The organism is Elizabethkingia occulta, assembly GCF_002023715.1.
Lineage (GTDB): Bacteria > Bacteroidota > Bacteroidia > Flavobacteriales > Weeksellaceae > Elizabethkingia > Elizabethkingia occulta.
Genome location: NZ_MAHX01000013.1, coordinates 516,432 through 528,930, shown reverse-complemented (window position 1 = coordinate 528,930; position 12,499 = coordinate 516,432). Strand labels below are relative to the sequence as shown.

The following is a 12,499-nucleotide window of genomic DNA, read 5'->3' as shown; positions in this document are numbered from 1 at the left end:
AAATGTATATTTCACGATAAATTATTCAGTAACTGCTAATTGTTTTTATAAATTCATACATTATATTATTCACTTTATAGTGATAAAATATTATATTTGTGTAATATTCATTATTAATCACTTCGACTATTTTTAGAAATGGACTAATAAGTTATATAGGTGAGAAAGCCGGCCGCTTTCTGTATGATTAATATGTGGCCGGCATTCTCTTTTTACTCCTTTATATTTCAATTACTTACATTACGTTATAAATACCTATATTTGCCACCAGTTTTTGGTGCGCCTTAAAAAGTGCTTAAAAGGGAATCAGGTGTAAATCCTGAACAGACCCGCTGCTGTAAACTTCGCAAAACAAATTAGCAATATGTCACTGTTACCATGGTAATGGGAAGGCGCTAAGGAGAAGTAAGTCAGAAGACCTGCCAGAAGTATATGTTTGATGCTTTCGTGGAATAAAGCTATATCGACCTGAATAAACTCTCCCTGATTTCCCTCCGGGATAGTCACGTACTGATATTCTCTGCATAGGCTTAAACATTTTTGATATAATGTAAGGCCAATGCTAAAAAGACTACTCTATTCCTGTTTATACTCCTTATTTCTGCTTTTTGCAGCCGGATTTACTTTTGCCCAGAAAAAAGATACAACACGAATAAAAGAAGTCGAAACTGTTGATATCTTCAAGAAAAACTCACGTGCTGTAATTCCTCCTCAGAAACTGACATCGGATATTATTGAAAAGCTGAATAACAATTCGGTTGCCGATGCTCTTCGTTACTTTTCTGGTGTTCAGATTAAAGATTACGGTGGTGTTGGTGGACTAAAAACAGTAGATATCCGCAGCCTTGGAGCACAACATGTAGGTGTCTTTTATGATGGAATCCCCATTGGTAATGCACAAAATGGAATTGTAGATCTTGGCAAGTTTTCTTTGGATGATCTGGAAGAGATAACATTGTACAATGGTCAGAAAAGTGACATCTTCCAATCGGCAAAAGATTTTGGAAGCTCAGGTACAATCTATCTTCAGCCTAAAAAAACAATCTTCAAAGATAATAGAACAACTAATCTTACTGTCCGAACTAAAAGCGGTTCTATACAAACGTTCAATCCTTCTTTCAAATTAGAACAAAAGATTTCTAACTCGGTTTCCGCTTCTCTTAGCGGAGAATACATGGACACGGACGGAATTTATAAGTTCAGATATTACCGGAAATATCCTAATGGTCAGATAGCCTATGACACCATAGCAAAGCGACATGATGCGGATGTAAAAGCTAAAAGGTTTGAAACCAGCATTAATGGGGATCTAAAAAATGGAAAATGGGATGTGAGAGCTTATGCATATTTATCTAACCGCGGATTACCTGGAGCTATTGTAAACGGGCGATTCGGCGATGAAGGTCAGAGATTGAAAGATGCTAATTATTTTGTTCAGGGAAGCTGGATGCAAAGGATCTTCCCAAAAGTACAAACACAGCTGAAAGCAAAATTTGCATACGACTATAATCGCTATATCGACACCCTTGCACCTCAGCGTCCAAAAATCGACAATCAGTATATACAACGGGAATTTTACATATCCTCCTCTACCCTTTACCAGATCAACAACAACTGGGACGCAAGTATATCGGCAGATTTTCAGTACAATAATATGGCTGCCAACCTTTATAATTTTAGTTATCCTAAGCGATATACCACTTTGCTAGCCTTAGCAACCAACTACCGTTGGGGAAGACTAAAAGCTCAGGGAAGCTTACTCGGTACCTTTGTACAAAATAAGGTATTACAAAATGCTGCACCTGGAGATGAAAACAAATGGACACCAGCTCTTTTCCTAAGCTATCAGCCTTTCAGCCAACATGATTTTCATTTAAAAGCATTCTACAAACAGGTTTTCAGACTGCCTACATTTAACGAAATGTATTATAAAACACTCGGGGTGTCGCTTCTAAAGCCAGAATTCACACATCAGTACGATGTTGGTTTTAGTTACCGCAAAAACTTTTCCACCGGAATCGTAAAAAATATAAGCCTGAATGTAGATGGTTATTACAACAATGTAACTAATAAAATTACATCAACCTTCAATGGTAATATGTTTATCTGGATGAACCTTAGTCTTGGTAAAGTAGAAATTATAGGAACAGATGTTAATCTACAAAGTGAACTGGAGCTGGGTCTGTGGCACATACGTCCACTCCTTACTTATACTTACCAGAGAGCAAGAGATTTTACAGATCCTAAAAAAAGTTATTATGGCCACCAGATTCCTTATACACCATGGAATAGTGGCAGCTTTGCTCTGATGACGGATTATAAATCCTGGGGTCTGAACTATAGTTTTGTATATGTAGGTGAGCGTTATGATTCCAGTCAGAATAATATTCAGTACAACCATTTGCTCCCATGGTACACCCACGATCTGTCTGTACAAAAAACTTTTAAGCTGAATAAACATCAGTTGAAAGCATCTTTCGAAGTCAATAATCTTTTCAATCAATACTATGATGTTGTGCTTAACTATCCTATGCCTGGACGCAACTTCAGGTTTATTTTAAATTTCACATTATGAAAATAAAAAATTTAGCTTATCTGTTATTTATTGTTTTCCTCGCTTCCTGCCGTGGAGATCAGTATATCATACAGAAAGAAACTGAAGAGATAACTCCACCACAAGATATAGCAACCAGAGGCTTTTACCTTCTTAACGAAGGCAACATGAACAGTAATAAAGCTACTCTGGATTACTTTGACTATACTAAAGGTACTTATTCACGCAATATCTATGCGGAAGCCAATCCAAATGTAGTAAAGGAGATGGGTGACGTAGGTAATGACATTAAAATCTATGGTAACAAGATGTATGTTGTGGTAAATGCATCCAATAAAGTTGAAGTTTTGGATGCCAGAACCGTAAAAAAAATAAAAAGCATTACAGTGGAAAATGGTAGGTCTTTAGCTTTCGCTAATGGCAAAGCTTATGTTTCCTCTTATGCAGGACCTATATCTGTGGATCCGAAAGCACCATTGGGAAAAGTAATGGAAATAGATACTATCTCATTATCGGTTACCCGTGAAGCAATAGTTGGATATCAACCAGAGGAAATGGCTGTAGTAAAAAACAAACTTTATGTTGCTAACTCCGGAGGCTATCGTGTACCTAATTATGACAGAACAGTTTCTGTTATCGATTTAGCTAATTTTAAAGAAACTACTAAATACGACGTTGCCATTAACCTGAATAAACTAAAAGTAGATGCTAATGGCGATCTGTATGTAACCTCCAGAGGTGACTATCAAACGGTATCTTCTAATTTATTTATTGTAGACAGTCAAACTGGAGCCATTAAAAAGACCTTCAATATTCCAGTCGGTAATTTCACTATTGTCAATGACAAGCTTTATTATCTAAGTAATGCATTCAACTATAATACAAAAACTACAGTAAAGTCTTACGGAATTATCGATCTCAAAACCAAAGAAATTATTTCCAAAAAACTATTCAGTTCCGAATACGAAACAATGATAGAAACCCCTTATGGTATTGCTGTAAATCCAATTACAGAAGATTTGTATATAACCGATGCCGGTAATTATGTTTCCACAGGAAGTCTGTATTGTTTTGATAAAAACGGAAACTTCAAATGGAAGACTGATGGCGGAAATATCCCGGCTCACTTCGCATTTTTATATAAATAAACATTGACGCTATAATAAAAAAAATTACCCATGAAATTTTCAGACAAAGCAAACATTGCTAAAACATTTTTATTGGGAGGTATTATCCTTACAAGCCTCTACAGTTGTTCTTCGGACAATGACACCACCGAGCCCGTAGTCTATAGTAAATACATTAGCGAAGTGCTGGATTATATGCCTGCTCCGGGACAATTCACCAACGATTTGCCAAAATATAATACCGGGGACACTAAAAAAGATATGATACAAAAAGCCAACGATGCTATAGCAAAAGGGGCCAATGGTATGATACACTTAGGAGGCTTTGGGGGCTATGTCACCTTCAGATTTGACCATACTGTTGCAAATGGTGAAGGTGCTGATTTTAAAATTTTGGGTAATACTTTTGCCGGAAGCTCCGAACCCGGAATTATAATGGTTGCGTGGGACAAAAATAAAAATGGCAAGCCTGATGAAGATGAGTGGTATGAAATTGCGGGCAGTGAGTATTTTAAAGATACTACTATTAAAAACTATAGTATCACCTACTATAAACCAGATGAATCTAAAACTCCGGTAAAAGGTTCTGCAAATTGGCAGACAGATACGGAATATATCCGTTGGGAAGACAATCAGGGGAGCAAAGGCTATCTGACCAAAAACTCGTTCCATAAACAAAGCTATTATCCGACGTGGCTTGGTGAATCTTCTATCACTTTTAAAGGAACCAAAATTGCCGATAATTTTAAACAGAACAATGGTATATGGAGTTCCGCTGCGTTCGAATTTGGATATGCTGACAATGCTACTAATGACAATGATGCATCTAACATCGATATCTCCTGGGCAGTAGATAAAAGTGGAAAATATGTAAAATTACCCGGAATTGACTTTGTAAAAGTGTACAGTGCTATCCGTCAGGAAAACGGAATGTTGGGAGAAGTAAGTACTGAGGTTACGGGCGCTTATGATCTGCGAATAAAATAACTCCACTATCATAAACAGAAAACACAAAACTACTATATATCAACTATTTATTAAAAAATTAAAAAAAAATTATGAGAAAAGCATATACTTCTTTTGCTTTACCTTTATTGAGCTTTCTAGCGTTGTCATCATGTTCTAATGATGATTTTGTTGAACCGTTAGAATCTGCTCCTTCAGCAGTAGTATCTACACAAGGCTTTTATGTTGCCAACGAAGACTGGTTTGGACACGATAACGGATCTGTAAACTATTTTAAAAATGATGGTTCTATTATATACAGAGCCTATCGTGCAGCCAACAACGGTGAAAAACTTGGAGTAACTACACAGTTTGCCACTATTTACGGAAATAATGCTTACATAATATCCAAGCAAAAAAACAGATTGGTTGTAGCAGATGCCAAAACTTTAAAAATGAAAGCTGTACTTACCGAAATCGGTGGTGACGGACGTGCCTTTGTGGGGATCAACCCTAAAAAAGCTTATATCTCTACAGGCAACGGAATTTCTATATTCAATATCGAAACGCTAAAAGTAGAAGGTAATATTACAGGAGTAAGCGGCCAAACGGGAAATATGCTTTTAGTAGGTGATTATGTAATTGCTATTACACAATCGAAAGGAGCTTATGTAATCAATACCAAAACCAATACTGTAGAAAAATTAATCAGTGGAACTGACTTTGCTTCTGTTGTACAAAGTAAAGATGGTAAGGTATGGATCGGAGCCAATAAAAAGTTAATTCAGATTGATCCTTATACACTAGAAAAAACGGATGAAATTGATATTACCAATGCCCCAATCGGTGCAACATGGTATGCATGGACTGCAGGAAGTCTTTCTGCTAGTACAAAACAAAACGTATTATACTGGGCAAAAGGAAATTCAGTTGTAAAATATAACATAGCAACTAAATCGCTTAATACTTCTTTTTATGATTTAGGTAAGGACGATCAGGGTGTACAGCTTGCTTTCTACGGAGCAGGATTACGTGTGGATCCATTGACAGACAAACTGGTATTAACAGTAAAACGTAATGGCTGGGGCGATGCAGGCAGCTACAACTGGATACATATCATAGGCAATAGCGGTACATTAGAAAAGAGCATCGTTGTAAATGGCGGTAATGGTACCAGCTCTCAAGACGAACGTTATTACTGGTTCCCGGCTGTACCATTCTTCGAAGATGTGAACGCACCTGAAATCTTGTTGAATAAAATAATTGTAGCACCAGGAAAAAGAAGAGCCATTGCCCTAAATGATAAAATCGTTGATGCTGATAATACTTCTTCTTCTATTGTAAAATCTATCAGCGCTAAAGGTACAGAGCTGGCAACTTACGAGTTGAAAACAGATTCACTGATTATCAAAGCCAAAGAGTTAACAGGAAAAGAAAAAATCACCATTTCAGCGGTATCGAATGGTAAGTACGTGGAAAAAACAGTCAATATAGACGTTACACAATAATAATTTAAAGTAATTTAACTTGTAAGAAAGGGATCCGAATATTCAGATCCCTTTCTTCATTTTTATTCGGTAAAATTACTCCGGCATTACGTTATAAACAGGATCTTCTTCGATATTGACCTCTATAAATCCGCCTGCATTTTCCAGTAGACGTACACAATCTGCACTCAGATGCCTCAATACTACTTTTTTGTTATAATTTTTGTACTGTTCCGTTAGCTTTTTTAACGCTTCAATAGCCGACATATCTGCTACACGGGATTCTTTAAAATCGATAATAATTTTGTCTGTATCGGTAAGTGCATCAAACTTATCCATGAAAGCTGTTGTGCTTCCGAAGAATAATGGACCATATATTTCATACACTCTGTTTCCGTTTTCATCCATAGACTTTCGGGCACGTATTCTTTTGGCATTATCCCATGCAAAAACAAGAGCTGAGATTATAACCCCAACCAATACTGCTAATGCCAGATTATGGAGTACAACTGTAATAACAGCTACCAGTATTCCGACAAAAATATCCGACTTGGGCATTTTATTCACAATCCTTAGTGAAACCCATTGAAATGTTCCTATTGCAACCATCATCATTACCCCAACTAAAGCTGCCATCGGAATCTGTTCGATAACAGGCCCTCCGGCAAGAATAATCAGTAAAATAGTCAGCGCTCCGATAATTGCAGAGATTCTGGTTCTCGCTCCGGCTCCAATATTTACAAGAGTCTGTGCAACCATAGCACATCCTCCCATTCCGCCGAAAAATCCATTGACGATATTAGCAGTTCCTTGCGCTATTGCTTCTCTGTTAGACTCTCCTTTTGTTCTGGTAATTTCGTCTACCATGTTTAGCGTTAGTAGAGATTCCACAAGTCCCACTCCGGCCATAATCAATGAATATGGAAATATAATCTTCAGTGTTTCTGTAGTAAACGGAATAGCCGGTATATGGAAAGAAGGTAATGAACCGCTTACGGATGCAATATCTATAACTTTTTTTGTATCAATATTCAGAAAGTAAACAAGAACCGATACTATGATAATCGCGACTAAAGACGAAGGAACAGCTTTACTGATTTTTGGGAAAATGAGTACTATAGCAATCGTTAATAATGTAAGTCCTGCCATTATATACAGCATACTTCCACTCATCCATCCACTTACACCATCCTGTACTATTTTAAACTGGGCTACCTGAGCCATAAAAATGATAATTGCCAGCCCATTCAGAAAACCATACATTACAGGCTGTGGAATCAAACGCACAAATTTTCCCAATTTAAAAACTCCTACCAGAAACTGAAGTATACCCGCCAATACAACAGCTGCCAACAGGTACTGAACGCCGTGAGATGACGCCAAAGCCATCAGTACAACAACAGTTGCTCCTGCTCCACCCGATACCATTCCTGGTCTTCCTCCTAAAACTGCCGTTACAATTCCCATAAGGAAGGCAGCATAAAGTCCCATTAAAGGAGATAATCCGGCTAATATAGCAAAGGACAGAGATTCAGGAATCATAGTCATAGCAACCGTTAACCCTGCCAGTAATTCATTCTTAAAATTAATCTCCCTGAATGACTTGAGATTTAAAATATTGTTCATAAAACTGATTGTATAAGCTCTGGCCATAGAGAATCCCGGCCAAAAAAGTATTTCATAACTCACATTTTGTTCAGCACAAAATACCAGCTGCAAAGGTACAGAAAACTATAAATGCCAAAAACAGGAGTCGGAAATATCTTTAGAACTCCCTCTACCCAACAAACACATAAAGAATTATATTTCAGATATTTTCATTAACTTTAAACAAAAACATTATGGGAAAATTTGAAATTTCAAAAAGAAAAAATGGTGAGTTTCAGTTCAACCTGAAAGCTACTAACGGACAAGTAATCTTAGCAAGTGAAGGCTACTCTACCAAAGCTAACTGCGAAAACGGCATAGAATCGGTAAAGAAAAATTCTCAGGATGATAATAAATTCGACAGGAAAACCTCATCCAATGGTAAACATTATTTCAATCTAAAAGCAACCAACGGACAGATTATCGGTACAAGCGAAATGTATGAAAGTTCTGCCGGCAGAGATAATGGTATAGCTTCTGTAAAGAATAATGCCCCTGAAGCTTCCGTAGAAGATACTACTGTATAAAACAGCTATGATATAAAAAAGAAGGCTGTCTCCTATGTTTGCAAAGTCAGATGTAAGAGGCAGCTTTTTTAGGTTTATATCCGTGTTATAAAAATATTTCAGAACTATTCTATTCTCAGTTTTTTCAGGTTTTGTCGGTAAGCATCCATGATGGTAGACTTCAATATATATCCTGTATATTTTCCGTCTTTGGTAAGCAGGACATAATCTTTTCGCGAGTCTTCCATCATCCTGATTATGTTTGCTGTCGTTTCTTCTACAGATATAATATTGGCAGGTATGATAAATTCGGAAAAGTCGACTTCTTCTTCAGAAAAGAGATGCTTCCGCACATCATTTAGCATAATAATTCCTTGAATCATTAATGATCGATCCAGTACCGGAATAAAGTTCTCGCTGGTGTTGACAAATATATCTTTAATTTCCGGCGAGGTAAAATCTGTAAATACTGTTTTCAGATGGCTACTGTATAATAGGCTCACATCAATTTTATCCAAAATATTACGGTCCTTATCGGAGGTAAATACAATACCCTTATCAGCAATACTATAAATATCCATGCTATAATTATCATATCTTTTTGCAATAGCATAGCTTATAGAAGAGACCAACATCAGTGGAATAATCAGTCCATAACCTCCGGTTATCTCAGCAATAAGGAATATTGCTGTAAGTGGCGCATGGAATAATCCACTCAGTAAAGCTGCCATACCCACAACAGTAAAATTATCTATGGGCAGGTTTTTAATACCGATAAGTGTAACAGCCTTGGAAACCAGGTAACCTAAGTAGGAACCTACAAAAAGTGAAGGCGCAAAATTACCACCATTACCACCACTTCCAAGTGTTAGCCCTGTTGCTATAGATTTAATCATCATTGTAATCAGTACAACAAGCATAATCCACCACTCATTTCCATTAAGATTTTCAAACAATGAATTATCAAGTAGTTCTCCCGCCTGATTATTAGCCAATACCTTTATATTCTCATAACCTTCACCAAACAATGGGGGAAACAAAAATATAAGCATCCCCAATATACCAGCTCCTACAAAAGCTCTTGTATAAACACTTTTTGAATAATTTCCTATGCGGTGTTCTACCCAACGGAAAAGCCGTGCATGGTATACAGACAAAAATCCCGCGATAATGCCCAGAAGAACATAATAAATTGTATTATGATAATCGAAGTTTAGTCCTCTTTTAAAAGATAATAAAATACCGCCTTTTAGTGTCAGGTTCGACATAATTGCTCCTGTAGCCGAAGAAATCATAATCGGAATAAATGCCGAAACGCTCATGTCTGCTAATATCACTTCTATAGCGAATAATACCCCGGCAACCGGAGCATTGAAAGCAGTAGCAATCCCTGCAGCTACACCACAAGCCAGCAAAAGTGTCCTGTCCTTATAATTCAGTCGAAAATCCTGGGCATAATTGGATCCTAAAGCTGCACCGGTAATTGTAATCGGAGATTCCAGACCTGCAGATCCCCCCATACCAACAGTCAATGAGCTTGTAACAATCTGTGCATACATTTGCTTTTTAGGCATAAACCCTGACCTCTTGGCAACAGCAATCATAATCTGAGCCGTACCCTTTTCGAGAGAACCATTAAGAAATTTACGAATAATCAGTACAGTAAGTACAATACCCAATATAGGAAGTATACTGTTCAGATAGGGTAACTTCAGAATTTTATTAACATATGTGGTAAATTGAAAGACGCTGTGTGCAAAGGTCTTCAGAACCGTTACTGCCAATGCAGAGGTTATCCCGACAATAACGCAAGAAAAGTATAGAAACTGCCTGTCCGATAATACGATCCTCAGCAGCCCCAATATACTTTTTATATTGTATATACTCCGGCGTATAAATCTTGGACCTTTAGACCTCCTATTTTTTGACATACCCCAAAATTAAGATTCATTTTTCTAAAAATTATGGCTTCGTGTATTTTTTTTATAATTAATTATAGCTTGATAAACTGGCCAAGTTAATTAAGAGATGCCAGCCACAGGAAGCCAAACAAGCATATCAGGACTATTCCGATGATACCGGAAATAAGATATGAAATAAAATAATAGCTGAAATTTTTTAGTTTTTTCTGATAGGCATGGATAATAAGAACGATTAATGTATAAATAAAACCCGATGCCAGAAAAGAAAGAATTATAAAATAAATAAGTGCAGATTCTAAATTGAGTGAAGCGGATGAAAGCATAATGTGTTTTTTCGGATATAAATAGTTTTCAGCATTTATCTGATACGTCAAATATACCTGTTTTTAAATTTAATTATATTATTTCTTCTGAAAGCATTTATCTCGGTAAGGTTTCAAAAATAAATTCGTATTTTTAAAAAAACCTTTTTATTATCATATTTTATACCTGAAATACAGAAAAAAAATATACCTGTATTTTTATAAAAAAGATGAATAAAATTTTCAACAACAATCACAAAATGGATCGTGAAACATTAAAAGAAAAACTCCTGTTTTATATCGCACAGGGAAATGGGTTAAGTACTGAGGTTAGGGATTTGCTTATAGAATTTCGTAATCTGGGTGGGCATCAGGCAGATGCGGAAGGCATTGTAAAAGAAATTAAACACGAATCTGCGGAAGAATTACAAAACTATGCTGATGATGTACTGGACATTATTGCAGGCTGGTGTACAGCCGAAATGCGTGTATGGAATGACGAATAACAGACAACAAGACTAATTTAAATAAGTACCAAAGTAAATGTCACAAAAATTTGTAGAATGCGGACAGCATGGAAAACAGGAAATAGCATTGATATGTACCCATCTTGCACATAGTATATCGGGTAATGCTCCGCTTGGCTTCCATGAACATGATGAAGGCGATACCGGCAGACCAGATGCCTGGTGCGATCAATGTAACCAGGTGTTCGATAAAGCAGAAACAGAAGATGATTTCGATGAATGGTTTACCAACTGTGATTACAAAATTGTTTGTGTTAACTGCTGGGACGAAGTGAAGGCACAAAATATAATAACATCTGATGAGTAAGACCAATCCCATTATTTATTTCGAAATTCCTGTAAATGATCTTCAGCGGGCAGAAAAATTCTATTCAGCCATATTTGATTTTACTTTTGAGAAAGAAATAATGGACAACTATGAGATGGCTTTCTTTCCTTTTGAAGAAACTAAAAGCGGAATAACAGGAGCTCTGGTAAAGGGTGATGTTTACAAACCTACTCAAAACGGAGTTATTCTATATTTTAAAACAGAGGATATAGAAAAGACTCTCAAAAAGGTTCAGGAACATGCCGGAAGAGTTTTATATCCTAAAACCTTGAATGAAAAGTATGGTTTCGCTGTTGCTGAATTTGAAGATAGTGAGGGCAACAGAATAGCTCTGCATCAGGATCTGCACTTCTAACTTCGTAAGTTACTCCTTATAAGTTCCGAAAAGCCTGTCCCAAACAGAAGTGTAAAAACCAAAATTTTTACTTTCATTCATATGATGGAGATTATGGAATTTGGTTGTTCCGATTCCAAGTTGGTCTGATTTTTTTGGAAAAAATTCTCTGTTCAGGTGTCCTATGGTTCCCCATATAAGATTAATTGTTAGATATACTACAATAGCAACAGGAGAAAAATTATAGCACATCAGCAATACAATCATCATCAGCCCAAAGCCCAACGTCTCGAAAGGATGAAGCACAAACAAGCTTAAAAAGTTTGTACTAACATGCTCATGGTGCTTTCCGTGTAATATTTTATAAATATAAGGTGAGTGAGCAGCATAATGGAAAAGGTACATACAGAAATCCATCAGAAGGATAAGTGCAATAACCTCTAAAAATATAATACCAGCCGGAGTATTACTATCCAATATTATCCAGTGGTTTTTCCATAATAGAACTCCCAACAGCATAATACTGCTATTGCAAATAACAGTTAACAGGCTTAATAAAAAATCTGATTTTGTAACAGGATGATCTTCTTTCTGTAATTTGTCTTTACGACATGTTTTGTCAACAAACAGATATAATCCTATGGAAAATAAATATAGAAATACATTCACCACAAGACTGAATACTAACCATTGCGTCCATGAAAACTCCTGAAAAACTTTTAGATAGCCATAAAATTCAGGCCTATTAAAATTCATAAATTAGTTTTGTGCCTATTTTAGTTTCATAAAAATATGAAATTCGGATTACAATCTTAACCGG

General features: G+C 36.4%; 12 protein-coding genes and 1 riboswitch. Of the genes, 8 read left to right on the top strand and 4 right to left on the bottom strand.

The genetic code is table 11. The features are described from left to right. Window positions 1–258 precede the first annotated feature (258 nt). A riboswitch (cobalamin riboswitch) is annotated at window positions 259–441 on the top strand. A gap of 118 nt (window positions 442–559) precedes the next feature. From BAZ10_RS08770 to BAZ10_RS08755, 4 genes are all read left to right on the top strand, one after another. After that, window positions 560–2,575 (top strand): TonB-dependent receptor, encoded by a 2,016-nt coding sequence (locus tag BAZ10_RS08770; RefSeq protein WP_078771718.1) that lies wholly within the window; start codon window positions 560–562, stop codon window positions 2,573–2,575. Continuing rightward, the gene (locus tag BAZ10_RS08765) at window positions 2,572–3,702 is read left to right on the top strand and encodes a YncE family protein (RefSeq protein WP_078771717.1); all 1,131 of its coding nucleotides are present in this window, start codon (window positions 2,572–2,574) and stop codon (window positions 3,700–3,702) included. The genes BAZ10_RS08770 and BAZ10_RS08765 overlap by 4 nt, the downstream gene beginning before the upstream one ends. A gap of 30 nt (window positions 3,703–3,732) precedes the next feature. Beyond that, complete coding sequence (locus tag BAZ10_RS08760) at window positions 3,733–4,668, top strand: PKD domain-containing protein (protein ID WP_078771716.1); 936 nt, start codon at window positions 3,733–3,735, stop codon at window positions 4,666–4,668. 71 nt (window positions 4,669–4,739) lie between these two features. After that, on the top strand, window positions 4,740–6,134 hold the full coding sequence (locus BAZ10_RS08755) for a DUF5074 domain-containing protein (protein ID WP_078771715.1): 1,395 nt from the start codon (window positions 4,740–4,742) through the stop codon (window positions 6,132–6,134). Between the two features lie 75 nt (window positions 6,135–6,209). On the opposite strand, the gene BAZ10_RS08750 is transcribed toward BAZ10_RS08755, so the two are convergent. Continuing rightward, a complete protein-coding gene (locus BAZ10_RS08750) occupies window positions 6,210–7,739 on the bottom strand; it encodes a SulP family inorganic anion transporter (protein WP_078771855.1) in 1,530 nt (509 codons plus the stop codon). A gap of 215 nt (window positions 7,740–7,954) precedes the next feature. Here BAZ10_RS08750 and BAZ10_RS08745 point away from each other — a divergent pair, with 215 nt between their 5' ends. After that, window positions 7,955–8,287: a YegP family protein gene (locus BAZ10_RS08745; RefSeq protein WP_078720782.1), complete on the top strand. Its 333-nt coding sequence runs from the start codon at window positions 7,955–7,957 to the stop codon at window positions 8,285–8,287. A gap of 104 nt (window positions 8,288–8,391) precedes the next feature. Here BAZ10_RS08745 and BAZ10_RS08740 read toward each other — a convergent pair whose 3' ends face one another. Together BAZ10_RS08740 and BAZ10_RS08735 are read right to left on the bottom strand one after the other, a co-directional pair. Beyond that, window positions 8,392–10,197 (bottom strand): chloride channel protein, encoded by a 1,806-nt coding sequence (locus BAZ10_RS08740; RefSeq protein ID WP_078771714.1) that lies wholly within the window; start codon window positions 10,195–10,197, stop codon window positions 8,392–8,394. Between the two features lie 86 nt (window positions 10,198–10,283). Continuing rightward, window positions 10,284–10,562 (bottom strand): hypothetical protein, encoded by a 279-nt coding sequence (locus BAZ10_RS08735; protein ID WP_245803783.1) that lies wholly within the window; start codon window positions 10,560–10,562, stop codon window positions 10,284–10,286. A gap of 158 nt (window positions 10,563–10,720) precedes the next feature. On the opposite strand from BAZ10_RS08735, the gene BAZ10_RS08730 reads away from it, so the two are divergent. From BAZ10_RS08730 to BAZ10_RS08720, 3 genes are read left to right on the top strand one after another with little or no spacing between them, the layout of a single operon-like run. After that, entirely contained in the window at window positions 10,721–10,996 is a 276-nt protein-coding gene (locus BAZ10_RS08730) for a hypothetical protein (protein ID WP_245803782.1), read from the top strand. A gap of 37 nt (window positions 10,997–11,033) precedes the next feature. Next, window positions 11,034–11,324: a hypothetical protein gene (locus BAZ10_RS08725; protein WP_078771712.1), complete on the top strand. Its 291-nt coding sequence runs from the start codon at window positions 11,034–11,036 to the stop codon at window positions 11,322–11,324. Next, complete coding sequence (locus BAZ10_RS08720) at window positions 11,317–11,700, top strand: VOC family protein (RefSeq protein WP_078771711.1); 384 nt, start codon at window positions 11,317–11,319, stop codon at window positions 11,698–11,700. The genes BAZ10_RS08725 and BAZ10_RS08720 overlap by 8 nt, the downstream gene beginning before the upstream one ends. Window positions 11,701–11,709: 9 nt before the next feature. On the opposite strand, the gene BAZ10_RS08715 is transcribed toward BAZ10_RS08720, so the two are convergent. Then, window positions 11,710–12,435 (bottom strand): sterol desaturase family protein, encoded by a 726-nt coding sequence (locus tag BAZ10_RS08715; protein ID WP_078771710.1) that lies wholly within the window; start codon window positions 12,433–12,435, stop codon window positions 11,710–11,712. Window positions 12,436–12,499 lie beyond the last annotated feature (64 nt).